Annotated in this window: 16 protein-coding genes and 1 pseudogene; 4 read left to right on the top strand and 13 right to left on the bottom strand. The window is 72.8% G+C overall.

Annotated elements, in window-relative coordinates:
• Positions 1-19 precede the first annotated feature (19 nt).
• From O7619_RS08565 to O7619_RS08550, 4 genes are all read right to left on the bottom strand, one after another.
• Positions 20-715 (bottom strand): dienelactone hydrolase family protein, encoded by a 696-nt coding sequence (locus O7619_RS08565; RefSeq protein ID WP_282286832.1) that lies wholly within the window; start codon positions 713-715, stop codon positions 20-22.
• 206 nt (positions 716-921) lie between these two features.
• Positions 922-1890, bottom strand: a complete 969-nt coding sequence (locus O7619_RS08560) for a hypothetical protein (RefSeq protein WP_282286831.1) — start codon at positions 1888-1890, stop codon at positions 922-924.
• Positions 1887-2219: a PadR family transcriptional regulator gene (locus O7619_RS08555; protein WP_281584916.1), complete on the bottom strand. Its 333-nt coding sequence runs from the start codon at positions 2217-2219 to the stop codon at positions 1887-1889. Before O7619_RS08555 ends, O7619_RS08560 begins: the two co-directional genes overlap by 4 nt.
• Before the next feature lie 119 nt (positions 2220-2338).
• Positions 2339-2626: a hypothetical protein gene (locus tag O7619_RS08550; RefSeq protein WP_282286829.1), complete on the bottom strand. Its 288-nt coding sequence runs from the start codon at positions 2624-2626 to the stop codon at positions 2339-2341.
• A gap of 100 nt (positions 2627-2726) precedes the next feature.
• On the opposite strand from O7619_RS08550, the gene O7619_RS08545 reads away from it, so the two are divergent.
• Positions 2727-2906 (top strand): hypothetical protein, encoded by a 180-nt coding sequence (locus O7619_RS08545; protein WP_089157072.1) that lies wholly within the window; start codon positions 2727-2729, stop codon positions 2904-2906.
• Positions 2907-3273: 367 nt separating this feature from the next.
• Here O7619_RS08545 and O7619_RS08540 read toward each other — a convergent pair whose 3' ends face one another.
• Positions 3274-4203, bottom strand: coding sequence for a Ppx/GppA phosphatase family protein (locus O7619_RS08540; protein WP_282288736.1), 930 nt, complete (start codon positions 4201-4203; stop codon positions 3274-3276).
• Positions 4204-4379: 176 nt separating this feature from the next.
• Between O7619_RS08540 and O7619_RS08535 the strand changes: the two are divergent.
• Positions 4380-5272 (top strand): annotated as a pseudogene (locus tag O7619_RS08535) (IS5 family transposase).
• An 18-nt stretch (positions 5273-5290) separates the two neighbouring features.
• On the opposite strand, the gene O7619_RS08530 reads toward O7619_RS08535, so the two are convergent.
• Genes O7619_RS08530 through eno form a run of 4 tightly spaced genes read right to left on the bottom strand, consistent with a single transcriptional unit; the run spans position 5291 to position 8325 of the window.
• Complete coding sequence (locus O7619_RS08530; protein ID WP_282286827.1) at positions 5291-5803, bottom strand: amino-acid N-acetyltransferase; 513 nt, start codon at positions 5801-5803, stop codon at positions 5291-5293.
• Positions 5800-6354, bottom strand: coding sequence for a DUF501 domain-containing protein (locus O7619_RS08525; protein WP_282286825.1), 555 nt, complete (start codon positions 6352-6354; stop codon positions 5800-5802). Before O7619_RS08525 ends, O7619_RS08530 begins: the two co-directional genes overlap by 4 nt.
• 23 nt (positions 6355-6377) lie before the next feature.
• Positions 6378-7013, bottom strand: a complete 636-nt coding sequence (locus O7619_RS08520) for a septum formation initiator family protein (protein WP_282286822.1) — start codon at positions 7011-7013, stop codon at positions 6378-6380.
• Positions 7014-7041: 28 nt separating this feature from the next.
• On the bottom strand, positions 7042-8325 hold the full coding sequence (gene eno / locus O7619_RS08515) for a phosphopyruvate hydratase (RefSeq protein ID WP_282286820.1): 1284 nt from the start codon (positions 8323-8325) through the stop codon (positions 7042-7044).
• A gap of 212 nt (positions 8326-8537) precedes the next feature.
• Here eno and O7619_RS08510 point away from each other — a divergent pair, with 212 nt between their 5' ends.
• Positions 8538-9230: a hypothetical protein gene (locus tag O7619_RS08510; protein WP_282286819.1), complete on the top strand. Its 693-nt coding sequence runs from the start codon at positions 8538-8540 to the stop codon at positions 9228-9230.
• A 4-nt stretch (positions 9231-9234) separates the two neighbouring features.
• Here O7619_RS08510 and O7619_RS08505 read toward each other — a convergent pair whose 3' ends face one another.
• Genes O7619_RS08505 through mfd form a run of 4 tightly spaced genes read right to left on the bottom strand, consistent with a single transcriptional unit; the run spans position 9235 to position 16341 of the window.
• Positions 9235-10854 carry a DUF885 domain-containing protein gene (locus tag O7619_RS08505; RefSeq protein ID WP_282286818.1) on the bottom strand — a complete coding sequence of 540 codons (1620 nt, stop codon included), beginning with the start codon at positions 10852-10854 and terminating at the stop codon, positions 9235-9237.
• Between the two features lie 50 nt (positions 10855-10904).
• Complete coding sequence (locus tag O7619_RS08500) at positions 10905-11894, bottom strand: nucleoside triphosphate pyrophosphohydrolase (protein ID WP_282286817.1); 990 nt, start codon at positions 11892-11894, stop codon at positions 10905-10907.
• Positions 11891-12646 carry a hypothetical protein gene (locus O7619_RS08495; protein ID WP_282286816.1) on the bottom strand — a complete coding sequence of 252 codons (756 nt, stop codon included), beginning with the start codon at positions 12644-12646 and terminating at the stop codon, positions 11891-11893. The genes O7619_RS08500 and O7619_RS08495 overlap by 4 nt, the downstream gene beginning before the upstream one ends.
• Before the next feature lie 47 nt (positions 12647-12693).
• Positions 12694-16341 carry a transcription-repair coupling factor gene (mfd, locus tag O7619_RS08490; protein WP_282286815.1) on the bottom strand — a complete coding sequence of 1216 codons (3648 nt, stop codon included), beginning with the start codon at positions 16339-16341 and terminating at the stop codon, positions 12694-12696.
• Positions 16342-16571: 230 nt separating this feature from the next.
• Here mfd and O7619_RS08485 point away from each other — a divergent pair, with 230 nt between their 5' ends.
• A complete protein-coding gene (locus O7619_RS08485) occupies positions 16572-17474 on the top strand; it encodes a cyclase family protein (RefSeq protein WP_282286813.1) in 903 nt (300 codons plus the stop codon).
• Positions 17475-17868: the final 394 nt, after the last annotated feature.

Genomic DNA, 17868 nt, shown 5'->3' with positions numbered 1-17868 from the left:
GTCCCCGGGGGTACGCGACTCAGCCAAGCTTCGCCCGGAACAGTTCCAGCGTGCGGGCCCACGCGGTGGCGGCGGCCCGCTGGTCGAAGTGCTCGGGCCGGTCCTCGTTGAAGAACGCGTGCGCGGTGCCCGGGTAGTCGAACGTCTGACAGGTGCCACCGGCCGCCTCGATGGACCGGCGTACGTCCTGCACCCCGTCGGCGGCGGACAGGCCGTCGGCCTCGGAGCAGTGGATGAGCGCGGCTTTCCCGGCGTAGCCGGCCCAGTCGTCGCTGTCGGCGGGCATGCCCTCCCAGGGCAGCCGAGGGTAGAAGCCGGCGGTGGCGACGATCCGCTCGGAGGACGTGCCGGACCACAGGGCCAGGCTGGCGCCCGCGCAGAACCCGGCGCAGCCCACCTTGCCGGCGACCTCGGGCCGGTTGGCGAGGTATTCGGCGGCGGCGGCGATGTCGCTCGCCGCCTCGTCCATCTGCGTGCTGTTCAACATCTGCCGGGGCTCGGTCGGCTTGACGGCCGGGCCGCCGTGCCGGAAGTCGGGCGCGAGGGCGACGAAGCCGGCCTCGGCGAACCGGTCGACCACGGCCCGCACGTGGGGCACCAGCCCCCACCAGTCCTGGATGACGATGACCGCCGGGCTGGCCGCACCGCCGGAGGGTATCGCGAGATACCCCTCGCTCGTCTCCCCGTTGCCGGTGAAGCTCACCATTTCGCCCATGGGGCCGTCCTCCTAGCGGTCAGTCAACGTTGGCTGGTCGCACAGTTGGGTGTCACGTGCCGGTAGCGTGCCACGCGATCATGGGCCCGGGGAAGACGGAACAACAGTGGCATTCACCTCCTGCCAACGGATGCCCGCACAGCAGCCGCGCCCGCCCCACGGTGGTAGGCGAGGCGGACGCGGGACGGCGTTCGTGGCGGCGACGGTCAGGTGGTTGGTGTCGGAGCCGGCGACTCCGACACCGTCGAAGCGTCGGGGGCGGGCGTGCGCGTGGGCGTGGCGCTCGCGGTCGGCGCGGGTGCGCTGGTCCGCGTGGGCGCGGGTGGGGCCGGCGGCCCGAACGGGGCCAGTTCCGGGCAGTACGGGTAGGCGTTGCGCGGCGCGGGCACGGCGCCGTACGAGTCGAGACAGTTGGGCCAGCCGAGCCGGATCGGCACGCCGTTCTGGTCGAAGAGCTGGGCGTCGCGGATCAGGCGTCCCTGCTGGTCGTAGACGAAGACGTCCTCGATCCGGTCGTACCGGTGATCCACCGACACCTGCTCGTAGTCGGCGGGGTTGACGCCGCCGGCACGCTGGTCCACCTCGGCAAGCACGGCGACCGAGAACAACAGCAGCGCGGCGGTGCCCAGGTGGTGCAGCCGTCGCGGCCACCCGGCGAGGCCGGCGGAACGGTGACCCCACCACACCGACGCGACGACCGCGCCGATGAGCACCAGCAATCCGGCGGAGGTGTTGGTGCCGAGCCGCGGCACCAGCCCGACCTGCCCATCCGTCATCGCGGACACGAGCAGGGCGGCCAGCCAGCCGCGCACCAGCCACCAGGCCGGGCGGAGCGGGCGCAGGAAGTCGCTCACCGTCTCGTGCCCGAGCACCGGGCCGAGCTGGCGGTCCATCAGGCGCAACTGGGTGACCGCCTGCTCCCGCACCTCGGCCAGGCGGTGGAAGCGCGCCGGTCGCTGCCCCTCCCCGGCGCCGGCGGCGGCGCGCAGCTCGGCCGCGTACGCCTCGGGCGTGCCGAGCCGGTCGACGAGCGCGTCGTCGCCCTCGGCCGCCACCTCGGCGAGGTGCTCCGGAAGGTCCTCGGTCAACTCGTCTCGGAGCGTCGGCGGGAGGTCGGCGAGCGCGGCCCGCACCCGGTCGACGTAGTCCGTGATCTCCTGCCCAGTGACGGTCATGCCGCCATCCCCCGATCGTCGAGCAGTGCGTCCATGGTGGTGGCGAACGAGCGCCAGGTCTTGCCGGAGCGGGTGAGTTGGTCGCGCCCGGCGGCGTTCAGCGAGTAGTACTTGCGGTGCGGCCCGGACTCGCTCGGCACCACGTAGGTGGTCAGCAGGCCGCCTGCGAAGAGCCGGCGCAGGGTGCCGTAGACCGAGGCGTCGCCGACCTCGGTCAGCCCGGCCTCGCGCAGCCGGCGGAGGATGTCGTAGCCGTATCCGTCCTCGTCCTTGAGCACGGCGAGCACGGCGAGATCGAGCACACCCTTGAGGAGTTGCGTTGCATCCACGTTCCACACACTAGTCCGCATTAAAGAATACCGTCAAGAACACCATACCTTCGCCCCGCCGCCGGTGATCAAGGAGTTCGCGTCGGGCGCCGACGGTGAATCCGACGCAAACTCCTTGATCACCGGAGCGGGGGGCGGGCGGCCCAGCCGAGGAAGCGGTCGAACAGGTCCTGCGGTTCGGGGTTCTGGTGCAGCAGGTCGGCCGTCGCGTCGAACAGGCAGGCCGCCATGTAGATCGACAGGGCGACGCGGTCACGCCGGTAGTCCATCAGCAGCAACAGGCGGGCCGGCTGGCACGGCCACGGGCCCGCGCACACCCGGCAGAGCCAGCGTGGCCGCATCGGCAGGTGCGGTCGCACGACCCGGCGACCGCGATCGGGTACGGGAGAGGCATTCGGCGCGCTCATCCCCTGATCGTGCTCGCGTTGTTATCGGTCGTCAACCCCGATCGCTGTTATCGCCCGTCGAACAGTCGGCGGTACCTACCGTCAAGGTGTGCTCGAGTTCGTGGGAATCGCCGAGATCCGAGACATGCTCGGCGGCGTCTCGCGCGCCCGCGCGTCGGTGGTCGCCTCCCGGCGCGACTTCCCCGCCCCGTATCAGGTGCTCAAGATGGGCCAGATCTGGCGGAAGTCGGACGTCGAGAAGTGGGTGCGGGAGCACCGACCGGACCTGTCTTCCGACTGAGCGCAAGCGACGCAGCGCGATTGGCGAGTTTCGGTCAATGATCGACACCAGTTCGGTGAAGTGGTGGCATCCCGCCAGCCGGATACCGCCACTTCGCCGAGCTGGCGTCCGTCCCACCCGGCCTCTCGGCAAGTGGGACGGCTAACCCGAAAGATGGACCATCGCCCCCGGTGCGATCGGGTGGATCACTCGGCCAGCCGCCGTAGCTCGGCGTCACGTTCGACGACGTCGCGCGCCGGGTCTCCGGCCTGTGCCTGGCGGGAGCGGGCTGCGGCATCGACCGGTGCTCCTGGCCAAAGAGCCCGCTCAGGCCCCTCACCAGGCGAATCGACCAGACCAGGCCAGTCGCCAGGCGAGTCGACCGCGATTACGCGAGGCTCCAGGCGATGCCGTCGAGGATGTCGTGTTCGGAGGCGACCACCGACGGCATGCCGGCCCGCTCCATGATGATGCGCAGCACCAGCGCGCCGGCGCCGATCACGTCCGCCCGGCCGGGATGCATCACCGGCTCGGCCAGCCGCTGCTCCCGGGTGGCGCCGAGCAGGTAGCCGGTCACCGACGCCACCCGGGCGTACGGGACCCGGGCGTGGTGGATGCGGCTCGGGTCGTACTCCCGGAGTCCTTCGGCCAGGGCGACCACGGTGGTGACCGAACCGGCGAGCCCGACAAGCGTGGCGGCCTCCCGGCCGGGCACGGCGGCGAGCGCCCGGTCCACCGCCGCCGCGATGTCCGCCTCGGCGGCGGCGATCTCGGCCGGGCCGGGCGGGTCGCCGTGCAGGTGCCGTTCGGTCATCCGGACGCAGCCGATGTCCACCGAGATCGCCCCGCCCACGCCGCCGGAGCGGGTGCCGACCACGAACTCGGTGGAGCCGCCGCCGATGTCGACCACCAGGTACGGCGGTTCGGCGTCGGCGGGCAGGCCGCGCACCGCGCCGGTGAACGAGAGCCGGGCCTCCTCGTCGCCGGTCACCACCTCCGGCGGTACGCCGAGCGTCCGCTCGACCATGGTCCGGAAGTCCTCGGCGTTGGAGGCGTCGCGGGAGGCGGAGGTGGCGCACATCCGTACCCGGTCGACGCCGGCCTTGTCGATCTCCGCGGCGTAGTCGGCGAGCGCGACCCGGGTCCGCTCGATCGCCTCGGGCGCGAGCCTGCCGGTGCGGTCGACGCCCTGCCCCAGCCGGACGATCTCCATCCGCCGGCTGACGTCCACGAGCGGCGCCGACGGCCCGGCGGACGGATCCGGCAGGTCGGCGATCAGCAGTCGGATCGAGTTGGTCCCGCAGTCGATGGCCCCCACGCGCGCGCTCACGCCGCCACCCTACGGCAGCGCCGGCCGGCTCTAGGGCCTGTGTCGAAGTCGGTGCCAGGGCTTGAGTTGTTGGGTGAGGGTCTTGGCGTGTCGGTGTTCGAGATGTAGCGAGGTCTCCGGTATCTGGTTCAGCGACCAAGCAGAACCCGAACACCGGAGACCTCGTGGACACCCTAGCGGTGACGAGGCGGCATGACCTGACCGACGCACAGTGGGCGGCGCTGGAGCCGTTGCTGCCTGCGGGGCGTCGGCCGGGTCGGCCGTCGACATGGACGAAACGGCAGCTCATTGATGGGATTCGGTGGCGGGTACGGGTTGGTGCCCCGTGGCGGGACGTCCCGGAGTGTTACGGGTCCTGGGCGGCGGTGTACGCGCTGTTCCGGCGTTGGCAGCGCGATGGGACCTGGGCGACGATCCTGACCGTGTTACAGGCCCTGGCTGACGGGGGCGGACGCGTCGTGTGGGACGTGTCGGTGGACTCGACGGTCGCTCGGGCGCATCAGCACGCCGCTGGGGCGCGTAAAAGGGGGATCTGCAGGTCGAGCCGCCGGGCGGGGTCACGGTCGAGCCGGACGACCATGCGCTCGGTCGCTCGCGCGGTGGGCTGACCACGAAGGTGCACCTGGCATGTGAGCAGGGGCAGAAGCCGCTGTCGATCGTGTTGACCGCCGGGCAGCGCGGGGACAGCCCGCAGTTCATCCCGGTGCTTGACGGGATCCGGGTGCCCCGTCTCGGCGGTGGCCGGCCCCGGACCCGCCCGGACCGGGTCCTGGCTGATAAGGCGTACACGTCGAAGGCCAACCGCCGCTATCTGCGTCGACGTGGGATCGCCGCGACGATCCCGTCGAAGGCCGATCAGGACGCGAACCGGCGTAAGAAGGGGTCCAAGGGCGGCCGGCCACCGGCCTTCGACCCCCAGCGGTACCGGCAGCGTCACGCCGTGGAGTGCGGCATCAACCGCCTCAAACGCCACCGTGCCGTGGCCACCCGCTTCGACAAACTCGCCGTCCGCTACGAGGCCACCGTGCACATCGCCGCGATCAACGAGTGGCTGTGACCGACTTCGACACAGTCCCTAGAGGCGCAGCAGCATGCGGGTGTTGCCGAGGGTGTTGGGCTTGACCCGTTCCAGGTCGAGGAACTCGGCGACACCTTCGTCGTAGGAGCGCAGGAGCTGCTCGTAGACGGGCTGCGGGACCGGCGCGCCGTCGATCTCACGGAAGCCGAACGCGCCGAAGAAACCGGTCTCGAACGTGAGCACGAAGATCCGGGCGATGCCCAGCTCCCGCGCCGCGTCGATCAGCTCGCCGACGATCCGGTGCCCGAGCCGGTGCCCCCGGCAGGACGGGTCCACCGCCACGGTGCGGATCTCGGCCAGGTCCTCCCACATGACGTGCAGCGCGCCGCAGCCGACCACCGTCCCGTCCGGCGTCACCGCCACCCGGAACTCCTGCACGTCCTCGTAGAGCGTGACGGTGGCCTTGCTGAGCAGCCGCCGGTCGTCGGTGTAGGTGTCCACCAGCCGGCGGATGCCGCGTACGTCGGCGGTCCGGGCGCGACGGATCGTGACCTGCTCGACGGTGGTCACGGTGCGGGGACGTCCACGCAGGGGCCGGCGGCCCACCACTTCTCCACGAGCGCCAGCGTCTCGTCGCCGAGCGGGTTGACCCCCGGCCCGGCGCCGAGCGCGTGACCCAGGTGCACGTGCAGGCACTTCACCCGGCCGGGCATCCCACCCGCGGAGATGCCGGCGATCTCGGGGACCTCGCCGATCGCCTCCCGGCGGGTCAGATAGTCCTCGTGCGCCGCCCGGTAGCGGGCGGCCAGGTCCGGGTCCGCGGCGAGCCGGTCGGCCATCTCCTTCATCAGCCCGGCCGACTCCAGCCGGCTGCACGCGGCGGTGGCCCGGGGGCAGGTCAGGTAGAACAGCGTCGGGAACGGCGTGCCGTCGGCCAGCCGGGGTGTCGTCTCCACCACGTCGGGCAGGCCGCACGGGCACCGGTGGGCCACCGCCCGGGTGCCGCGCGGCGCGCGCCCGAGCTGGGCGGCCACCGCGGCCAGGTCGGCCTCGGTGGCCGGCTGGCGCTCCGGCGGGGGTACGGAGTCCGCCGCCGGGTCCTGCGGTGGTACGACGTTCAACGGGTCACGCCTTCCTCGGTCGCTCACTTGTCGGGGCGCTCGGCGTTCGCCGCCTGCACGCTCGACCACAGGGTGTCGTACCACGGCTCGGGCGACGTCGGCGCCCCCGACGTCGCGCCCTTGCCGGCGTCCCGGTCGGCGCCCTCGGCGTCCCGCAGCACCACGAGCGCCGTCTCACCCGGCCGGACCATGAAGAAGCGTTCCCGCGCCTTGGTCTCGACGTAGGCGTCGTCCTTCCACTTGGCCGCCTCGGCGGTGAGGCTCTCGATCAGCCTCCGCTGCTCGGCCTGGGACGCCTCCATCCGCTCGATGTCGGCCTGCTGGTCCAGATAGACCCGGACCGGATAGGTGTACGCCAGGGCGAGCGCGATCAGCACCGCGAACAGCACGGTCGCGCGTCCGGTGAAGCGCCGGGGTTGGGGTGCGGTGAGCCGCTTGACGGTGCCACCGGCGGCGGTACGCCGGGCCGCGGCCGGGCGGCTCGCGGAGCGTACGCCGTCGGCGGCCCGGGATGCGCCGGGTGACCGGCCGGCGGCACGCGGCTCGGCGCGGACGCCGGCGTCACGGGCCGTGGACCGGACCCGGGCACCGCCCGCCCGACCGGCCTGTCCCGGCCGGCGGACGGGCCGCTGGCCGCCCGGTGTGCGGCGCTGCTGCATCGTCACACCCCTCCCCCGGAGCGCTGCCTCAGGCCGAACGGTAGCGCGGGAACGCGCCGGCGCCGGCGTACCGCGCCGCGTCGGCCAGCTCCTCCTCGATCCGCAGGAGCTGGTTGTACTTCGCCACCCGGTCGGAGCGGGCCGGCGCGCCGGTCTTGATCTGGCCGCAGCCGGTGGCGACCGCCAGGTCGGCGATGGTGGTGTCCTCGGTCTCGCCGGAACGGTGGCTCATCATGCACTTGAAGCCGGCCCGGTGGGCCAGGTCCACGGCGTCGAGCGTCTCGGTGAGCGAGCCGATCTGGTTGACCTTGACCAGCACCGCGTTGGCGGCCCGCTCGGCGATGCCCCGGGCGATGCGCTGCGGGTTGGTCACGAACAGGTCGTCGCCGACGATCTGGATCCGGTCGCCGAGCGCGGCGGTCAGGGTCGCCCAGCCGCTCCAGTCGTCCTCGGCGAGCGGGTCCTCGATGGACACGATCGGGTAGTCGCCGGCGAGCTTGGTGTAGTAGTTGCTCATCTCCTCGGCGCTCTTGGCACTGCCCTCGAACGTGTAGGTGCCGTTGTCGAAGAACTCGGTGGCGGCCACGTCGAGCGCGAAGACGATGTCGGTGCCCAGCCGGTAGCCGGCCTTCTCCACCGCCTCGGCGATCAGGTCCAGCGCGGCGGCGTTGGTGGGCAGGTTGGGGGCGAAGCCGCCCTCGTCGCCGAGACCGGTCGACAGGTCCTTCTTCTTCAGCACCGACTTCAGCGCGTGGTAGACCTCGGCGCCGGAGCGCACCGCGTCCCGGAACGTCGGCGCGCCGATCGGCGCGATCATGAACTCCTGGATGTCGACGTTCGAGTCGGCGTGCGCGCCGCCGTTGAGGATGTTCATCATCGGCACCGGGAGCAGGTGCGCGTTGGGGCCGCCCAGGTAGCGGAAGAGGCTCAGCTCGGCGCTGCCGGCGGCGGCCTTCGCCACGGCCAGGGAGACGCCGAGGATGGCGTTGGCGCCCAGCTCGCCCTTGTTGTCCGAGCCGTCGATGTCGATCATCTTCTGGTCGATCAGCCGCTGCTCGCTCGCCTCGTAGCCGATGAGCTGGTCGACGATCCGGTCCTCGATGTTGGCGACCGCCTTCTCGACACCCTTGCCCAGATAACGGCCCTTGTCACCGTCGCGCAGCTCGACCGCCTCGAACGCGCCGGTGGAGGCGCCGGACGGCACCGCGGCGCGGGCGATCGTGCCGTCGTCGAGCCCGACCTCGACCTCGACCGTCGGGTTGCCCCGCGAGTCCAGGATCTCCCGGGCGACGATTCCCTCGATGGTTGCCACTGAGTCGCTCCTCGTTTGTGTGTACCGGTCCGGTGTGGGCCGCGACGGTGCGGCTGAGGCAGGTGTTGAACGCAGCGTATCGGTCCCCGCCTCCCGGCACGCCGCTCGGGGCGGCCCCCACGGCGGCGAATGAGACGGACATTCCCGCTTTACCGGGCGTCAACCGGCAACGGGTTTGCGAGAGGTTGCGTCGATCGACAAGGCTGGGCATCATGCCTGCCGCCTCGACGACTCTCCGCGTGCTCGCCGCCACGGCCATCGCGTCGCTCTCGGTCACCGGCTGCCAGGCCCTGGACGGCGCGGGCGTCGCGCTCGGGCGGGCCGACCTGGTCAACGACCTCGCCGCCCGGATGGACCGGGCGCTGGAGCAGACCTGGGCCGCCGACTACCAGCTCGCCGGGGGACAGACCGCATCGATCGCGCAGACCACGGATCCGCTGCGCTCCACCTACACCTGGTCCGGTGGCAAGATCACGGTGACCCAGGACGCGGTCACCCGGTGCACCAGCGCCGCCGGGCGCACCTCCTGCACCGTGTCCCCGCCGGTGCTCACCGCCGGCAAGCCGTCGGTGATCGTCTACGACGAGGCGCGCAAGCAGGGCCTGGTCACCCCGCCGGCGGTGATCCGGCTGCTCACCGACGCGGCGCTGGAACCGGAGGCGGCCATCCAGCAGACCGACACCACGCTGGCCGGGCACCACGCCACGTGCGTCGACGTCACAAGCGCCGGAGAACGCTTCACCGCCTGCGTGACCACCGAGGGAGTGCTCGGCAGCTTCACCGGCACGCTCGACGGCAAGCCCGCCGAGGTGACGCTGAGTCGCTACACCGAGACGGTCGAGTCCACCGCGTTCGACATGCCGGCCGGCGCCGGCGTGGTGGACCGCCGCACGAAGACGTCCTGACCCCTCACACCCCCAGCAGGGTGCGCAGGTGGCGCGGCGGCGGGCAGTTGTGCGCGAGCATCGCGTCGTGCCAGTCGCGCACCGGCACGCCGTCCGGCCGGGACGCGGCGATGCCGGCCATCTCGCTGTAGCCGACGAAATAGGTGGAGAGCTGGGTGGAGGTGAGCAACGCCCGCCGCCACTTGCCGGCCGCCTCGCCCTCCTCCTGGAAGCCGCGCCCGGTCATCAACGCCATCGCGTCGGCCTCGGACAGGTCGTCGCAGTGCACGAGCTGGTCGAGCAGCGCGTTGATGGTCATCCGGAGCTGCATCTTGAGCTGCTGCAACCGCACCGGCAGGCCGCCGAACCCGAGCCCGACCATCAGCTCCTCGGCGTAGACCGCCCAGCCCTCGATGAACACGCCGGACTCGGTGAGCGCCCGCACCCGGGTCGGGCCGGCGTGACGCCGGGCGTGGGCGAGCTGGAGGAAGTGACCGGGCATCGCCTCGTGCACGGTCAGGTTGCGGATCATGTGGTCGTTGTATTCCCGGTAGAACGACTCGACCCGCTGCGCCGGCCAGCCCGCCGGGGTGGGCGCGATGCAGTAGAACGTCGGCAGGTCTGCCGTCTCCAGCGGGCCCGGCGCGTCGCAGTAGGCCACCGCCACGCCCCGGGCGAACTCCGGCATCTCCTGGATCACGCACGGGTCGTCGACGAGGCTGACCAGGTCGTGGTGCCGGACGAAGTCACCCGCCTCGTCGAGCGTCACCGAGGCGAGGTCCACGATCGTCGCGTCGGCCGGGTGCTCGGCGGCCAGCAGGTCCAACGCTCGGCGTACCGTCTCGTCGTCGGCCGGACCACCGACCAGCTCGACGGCCGCCGCCCGGATCTCGTCGGTGACCCGGTCGAGGTTGGCCCAGGCGCGGCGCTGCACCTCGGCGGCGCCCAGCTCGGTGTCGAGCGTGTGCCAGAGCCGCGCCTCCCAGCGCCGCCGGCCCAGCCGCGGGTCACGCCCCGGGCCGGCGTCGGCCGCCAACCCCGCCCGCAGCCACGCCACGAACTCGTCGAGCGCGGCGATCGCGGCGGTCGCCGCCGGCCCCACCCGGTCGCGCAGCGCCGGGGCCTCGGCGAGCAACGCCGGCACCTCGTCGCGGACCAGCGCCGCGGTGCCGGCGAACTGGCCGACCGCCGTCTCGGCATGGACCCGCGGCATGTCCCGCAGCGTCGCGCGCGCGGTCGCCAACGCATCCGGTACGGCGGCGAGACGCCCGGCCAGGTGCGCCAGCCGCTCCTCGACCGGCGCGTACGGCCGGGCCAGCACCGCGTGCAGCAGCGGCCCCGGGTTGTGCCGCAACGGATCCCACTCGTGGCCACGGATCTCGGTCGCCTCGAACAACCCCCGGTCGACCAGGGCGCTGAGCAGCGCGTGGTCGACGCTCTCGTCGGCGTCGAGCACGTCCGGGTCGATCTCGGAGAGCGCGTCGGCCGCGTCCTTCAGCATCGCCTGGTCGGCGGCGAGCGCGTCGGCGGAGAGGTCCGGCAGGCGGTCGTCGTAGCGGTGGTCCCCGGCGGAGGTGGCCAGCCCGGGCCGGCTCTCCAGCAACGCCTCCACGATCCGCTCCGCGAGCGGCACGAACGCTTCCATGCCCGAACCCTACCGACCTACCCCGACGGTCCCCGAGGGCTCGGGATGGTTCAGGCGGGCCGGTCTCCGGTGGCGCGTTCGGCGGCGCGGACCGCGTCGGCGTACGCCAGCGCGGCGCGACGCAGCGCGGCCTCCGGGTCGATGCCGGCCTGCCGGGCGGCGGCGACCGTGGCCAGCAGGCTCGCGCCGAGCCGTGCCTCCGGGTCCACCTGCGACTGCGCGAGCGGTGGCGGCACGGCCAGGCCGACCCGACCGGCGCGGTCCAGGATCTTCGCGGCCAGGGCGAGCGCGGGCTGGCTCAACGCGACGCCGTCGAGCACCGAGTCACGGGTCTTCTCGGCCCGCTTGATCCGCTCCCAGTTCGCCTCGATCTCCTCGATCGAACCGGCCCGCTCGCCGGAGAACACGTGCGGGTTGCGCCGCACCATCTTGTCGACCAGGGTGCCGGCCACGTCGTCGACGGTCCAGCTCTCGCCCTCCGGCAGATCCTCGGCCAGCCGGGCGTGCAGCAGCACCTGGAGCAGCACGTCACCCAACTCCTCGCGGAGCGCGTCGGTGTCGTCGGCGCTGATCGCGTCGTACGCCTCGTAGCACTCCTCGATCAGGAAGCCGGCCAGGCTGCGGTGGGTCTGCGCCCGCTTCCACGGGTCACCGCCCGGCGAGGCCAGCCGGTCCATCACCTCGACCGCGTCGAGCAGCCGGGCGCCGGGCGGGTCCCAGGAGCCGTACATCAGCTCCAACTCGGCCAGCCCGGGCTGACGGGCCAGCCGCAGCCCCAGCTCACGGGCGAGCGCCTCGTCGCCGGCCGGGCCGGCGAGCCACACCGCGCCGCCGTGCGCCGCGGCGGCGTCGAGCAGGGCCTGCGTCGCGCCCTCGGCCACCACACGCACCTCGGCGCCGGCCGTCCGGACCGCCCGGGTCAGCTCGCTCTCCGCGCCGGTGAGGACCGGGGCGGCGCGTACGGCGTCCCAGGCCGCCGACGTCAGCAGACCGGCCGGCAAGCGGGGCGAGGTGACCAGCAGGACGATGCGCGCGGTCATGCTCCGGGCGCCGCCGACGGGTCGACCACCGGCACCGACTCGCCGGCGTCCGGCTCCGGGGTGGAGACGTCGGTGACCGACGAGCCCGGCTCGCCCAGCGGCACGGCCACCGCCGGCACGTTGCCCTTGAAGCTGAGCAGCGGGAAGGCCAGCGGACGGTAGCGCGGGTTGACCGAGACGTCGTACCCGTCGACGGCGTCGGCGAGCGACTTGCGGGTGCCCAGCGCGGAGCGGAGCTGCTCGCCGTCGAGCTGGCGGGCGGCGTCGGCGTCCGAGACGTCCGGCGGGATGGCGCCGGCGGCCCGGCCGGCGGAGATCACCGTGGCCAGCTCCTCCGGCGTGGGGGCAGCCTGCTCGGACGCCGGCAGGCCGGACATGCAGGTGTAGAACTCGGCCATCTTCTTCGGGTACGCCGCGTCGGCGGGCAGGCCGGTCTGCTCCGCAACCTGCTCCGGGGTCACCTGGCCCTGCGGCTGGTAGCCCTTGTCGGCGGAGAGCGCCCGGCACACGTCGGACAGCACGAGGGTGGCGACCACCTGGTCCCGGGCCGGCAGCAGGGCGTCGGCCTGCGGGGCGGTGGCCGGCTGGCTGGCCAGGCCCTCCCGGACCTCGTCGAGGATCGAGGAGACCTGATCCTCGGTGACACGGTGGTCGCCGACGTAGGCGGCGACACCGGGCTCGGTACGGCAACCGGAGAGGGCGACGAGGCCGACCGCCACGCTGGCGACGGCGACAAGACGGCGAGCACGCATGACGGTCACTCTCTCACGCCCCGTATCCGGCTGTGACGCCGCCCACCTCACCGCGCCCCCGCCCCGGCCGGCTGCGCCGCCGCCGGCTCGCCCAACACATCGGAGAGGAGCTGGGCGCACCACTCCAGCAGCGCCTGGTCGCGCAGCGGCTCGCCGCCGATCCGGCGGGTGCTCGGCCGGGGCACGCTCACCTGGTCGGCCGCCTGCTTGTAGACGGAGTCCGGGTGGTAGCGCTTGAGCCGCATCTGCTTCGAGTCGGGCAACGGCAGCGGGCCGAACCGGATGTGCTTGCCCTGCATCGACACGTCGGCCAGGCCGTAGCGGCGGGCCAGCAGCCGGAACCTCGCGACCGCGACCAGGTTCTGCACCGGCGCGGGCGGCTCGCCGTAGCGGTCCGTCATCTCGGCCACCACCTCGCGCAGCCGCTCGGCGTCGCGGGCCTCGGCGAGCTTGCGGTACATCTCCAGGCGCAACCGCTCCACCCCGACGTAGTCGTGCGGCAGGTGCGCGTCGATCGGCAGGTCGATCTTGACGTCGGCCGCCGAGGCGTCGGACTCGGTGCTCTCGCCCTTGAACGCGGAGACGGCCTCGCCGACCATCCGCACGTACAGGTCGAAGCCGACGCCCTCGATGTGGCCGGACTGCTCGCCGCCGAGCAGGTTGCCGGCGCCCCGGATCTCCAGGTCCTTCATCGCCACGTACATGCCGGCGCCCAACTCGGTGTGCTGGGCGATGGTGGCCAGCCGCTCGTGCGCGTTCTCGGTGAGCGGCTTGTCCGCCGGGTAGAGGAAGTAGGCGTACGCCCGCTCCCGGCCCCGGCCGACCCGGCCGCGGATCTGGTGCAACTGGGCCAGGCCGAGCAGGTCGGCCCGCTCGACGATGAGCGTGTTGGCGTTCGGGATGTCGATGCCCGACTCGACGATCGTGGTGCAGACCAGCACGTCGAACTCCTTCTCCCAGAAGCCGACCATCACCTTCTCCAGCGCCTCCTCGCCCATCTGGCCGTGCGCCACCGCGACCCGCGCCTCCGGCACCAGCTCGCGGATCCGGCGGGCCGCCCGGTCGATCGACTCGACCCGGTTGTGCAGGTAGAACACCTGCCCGTCGCGGAGCAGCTCGCGGTGGATGGACGCGGCCACCTGCCGGTCGTCGTACGCCCCGACGAACGTGAGCACCGGGTGCCGCTCCTCCGGCGGGGTGGCGATGGTGGACATCTCCCGGATGCCGGTGATCGCCATCTCCAGCGTCCGCGGGATCGGGGTGGCCGACATGGCGAGCACGTCGACCGAGGCGCGCAGCGTCTTCAGGTGCTCCTTGTGCTCGACGCCGAAGCGCTGCTCCTCGTCGATGATGACCAGACCCAGTTGCTTGAACCGGGTGGCCGCCTGGAGCAGCCGGTGGGTGCCGATGACGATGTCGACGCTGCCGTCGGCGACCATCTCCAGCGTCCGCTCGGACTCCTTCGGCGTCTGGAACCGGGAGAGCTGCCGGATGTTCACCGGGAACTGGCTCATCCGCTCGGCGAACGTGTTGTAGTGCTGCTGCACCAGCAGCGTGGTCGGCACCAGCACGGCCACCTGCTTGCCGTCCTGCACCGCCTTGAACGCCGCCCGCACCGCGATCTCGGTCTTGCCGTAGCCGACGTCGCCGCAGATCAGCCGGTCCATCGGGACGGTCTGCTCCATGTCCCGCTTGACCTCCTCGATGGCGGCCATCTGGTCCGGCGTCTCCTGCCAGGGGAACGCGTCCTCCAGCTCCCGCTGCCAGGGGGTGTCCGGCCCGAAGTTGTGCCCCTTGGACGCCTTGCGGGCGGCGTAGAGCTGGATGAGCTGGGCGGCGATCTCCCGCACCGCCTTGCGCGCCCGGGCCTTGGACTTCTGCCAGTCCGAGCCGCCCATCTTGTGCAGCGTGGGCTGCTCGCCGCCGACGTAGCGGGAGAGCTGGTCGAGCTGGTCGGTGGGGACGAAGAGCCGGTCGCCGGGCTGGCCGCGCTTGCTCGCCGCGTACTCGATCACCAGGTATTCCCGGCTGGCGCCGTTGACGGTGCGCTGCACCAGCTCGACGTACCGGCCGATGCCGTGCTGCTCGTGCACCACGAAGTCGCCGGCCCGCAACTCGAGGGGGTCGATGGTGTTGCGCCGCCGGCTGGGCATCTTGCGCATGTCGCGGGTGGAGGTGCCCCGGCCACCGGTGACGTCGTTGCCGGTCAGCAGCACGAACCGGGACGCCTCGTCGACGAAGCCGGCGGTCAGGCAGCCGCAGGAGACGAGCAGCTCACCGGGGGCGGGGGCGGTGGGCACCTCCTCGGTGAGCCGCGCGCCCAGGCCGGCGTCGCGGAGCACCTCCACCGCCCGCTGGGCGGGACCGTGGCCCTCGAAGACCAGCGCGATCGACCAGCCCTCGCCGGCCCAGCGCTTCAGGTCGTCGACCACCCGCGCGGTCTCGCCGTGATAGAGCGGGGCCGGCTGGGCGGCCAGGCTCACCGCGATGGCGTCGTCCGGCGTGACGTCGACCTCGGCCGGCGCGTCCTCCCAGGGCTGCCGGGCCGGCGCGCTCTCCGCCTCGACCAGGCCGAACGGGGCGAGCGTCCACCAGGGCTGACGCAGGGCGCGGGCTCGCGTGCGTACCTCGGCCAGGGTCTTGAAGGCGGCGGCGCCGAGGTCGACCGGGGCCTGGCCGCCGACGGCGGCTGCGGCCCAGCTCGCCTGGAGGAACTCTTCCGAGGTACGGACCAGGTCGTGCGCCCGGGTGCGGATCCGCTCCGGGTCGCAGAGGAGTACGTGGGTGCCGGCCGGCATGCAGTCGACGAGCAGCTCCAGCGCGTCGGCGCCGATGAGGGCCGGGGCGAGGGACTCCATGCCCTCGACCGGGATGCCCTCGGCCAGCTTGTCGAGGATCTCGGCCAGCTCGGGGTGCTCGGCGGCGAGCGCGGCGGCCCGCGCCCGCACGCCCGGGGTCAGCAGCAGCTCGCGGCAGGGCGGCGCCCAGAGCTGCGGTACGCCCTCGATGGTGCGCTGGTCGGCGACGGCGAAGGTGCGGATCTCCTCCACCTCGTCGCCCCAGAACTCGACCCGGGACGGGTGCTCGTCGGTGGGCGGGAAGACGTCGAGGATGCCGCCGCGCACGGCGTACTCGCCGCGCTTGGTGACCAGGTCGACCCGGGCGTACGCCATGTCGGTGAGCCGGCGGGCCACCTCCTCAAGATCGGCCTCCTCGCCGGCGGCGAGCCGCACCGGCTCCAGGTCGCCGAGGCCCTTGAGCTGCGGCTGGAGCAGCGACCGGACCGGTGCCACGACCACCCGCAGCGGCCCGGTGCGCCCGTGCGCGTCGGCGGAGTCGGGGTGGGCCAGCCGGCGCAGCACGGCGAGACGCCGCCCGACCGTGTCGGAGCGGGGTGAGAGCCGTTCGTGCGGCAGCGTCTCCCAGGACGGGAAGGCCGCCACCTGCTCCGGCGGCAGCAGGCTGCCCAGCGCGGAGACCAGGTCGTCGGCCTCGCGGGTGGTGGCGGTGACCGCGAGCACCGGCCGCCCGGCCCCCTGCTCGTCGGCGGCCACCGCCGCGACCGCGAACGGGCGCAGCGCGGCGGGTGCGGTGAGGTCGAGCCCGTCGACCTGTGCGGCACCGGAACGCGCCAGGTCACGCGCCCGGGCCAAGCCGGGGTCGGCCAGGGCGGCGGCGAAGAGTCCGGTGAGCATCAGTGATCACTTCCAGCGCTTGACACGACGACGACCCCGCGTCCAGCCGGACGGGGGGTGCACCCCCCGACCTTATCCCCTCCCACCCCTCCCCCGGACGCGCGCGCTGACTCACGGCACGATGCGCGCTGATTCACGGAAAGCGTTGCCTCCCGCTCGCGGACAAGCACTCTTTCCGTGAATCAGCGGCACTTCTTGACGGGGTGGAGGGGGCGTGGTGGCGTGGTGGCATGGGCGAGTATCGGGCGGTCTTCGACGCCGAGGTGGAATTTGTCAACGGCGGCGGACTGCGCACCGATGGGTTCCGGCTCGATGTGCCCGGCCCCGAGGTCACCGACGACGAGTTGGCCGCGCTGCTCGTCCGGCACCTCGGGCTGCTCATGGTCGGTGAGGTGCGGATCCGCAACCGGAGCGTGGTGGCCGAGCCGCACAAGGGCGGGCGCGGCGTCGACCCCCCGGCCACCGCCGGGCGGCGTCTCGTCGAACTGAACCACGTGATCGGCGACGGCATGGTCACGCTGCCCGGCTGGCCGGCGCCCCGGATCACCGAGTGGCTGGCCCGGGAGGCGTCCCGTCAGCGGTACGCGCCGGGCGTCGAGTTCCACGTCGCCCGGATCGACATGATCGCCAACACCGGCACGTACGTCGACACGCCGTCGCACCGCTACGCCGACGGGGCCGACCTGAGCGGGGTCGGCCTGGACCGGCTGGCCGACCTGCCCGGCGTGGTGGTGCGCGTACCCGCCGGCACCCGGGCGGTGGACCGGCTGCTGCTCGCCCCCTACGAGGTGGCCGGGCGGGCCGTGCTGCTGCACACCGGTTGGGACACCCACTTCGGCACCGACAGGTACGCCGCTCCGGACGCGCCGTTCCTGACTTGTGACGGCGCGTCCTGGCTGGTCGCGGCGGGTGCCACGCTCGTCGGTATCGACTCGATCAACATCGACGACATGACCCCGGCAGCGGCCGGCGAGCGCCCGGCGCACTCCGCGCTGCTGGCCGCCGGCATCCCGATCGTGGAGCACCTGACCGGCCTGGATGCGCTGCCGCCGGCCGGTTTCCGGTTCACCGCCGCCCCGCCGCGGGTGGCCGGCATGGGCACCTTCCCGGTCCGCGCCTTCGCCGTCGTCTGACCCCCTGCCCACGTTGCACCGGAGCGACCCCACCCCCGCCGAAGTGGTGCGGTCACGGCACTCCCGGCGCACCACCTCGCCGAACCGGCGCCCGCTCCCACGGGCCGACATCCGCGGTGCGGCCGGCTCACAAGATCCGCTCCACCTCGCCGAACTGGCGCGATCCACCACCCGCCAACCCCACCACCTCGCCGAACCGGTGTGAATCTTGCCCGCCGGCCAATGCGGATGGAGCACCACAGGCGCGAAACAGGCACCGAGACACCCATAACGTTCCACCCCCGACACCCTGAGGCGACGAGTGGAGCGCCATGGGTGTCAAGTAAGGGCCGAGACACTCATAACGTTCTACCCCTGACAATTCAGGACGACGAGTGGAACGCCACGGGTGTCA

This window comes from Micromonospora sp. WMMD998, assembly GCF_029581235.1.
Classification (GTDB): domain Bacteria; phylum Actinomycetota; class Actinomycetes; order Mycobacteriales; family Micromonosporaceae; genus Micromonospora.
This window is presented reverse-complemented; position numbering and strand designations above follow the sequence as displayed.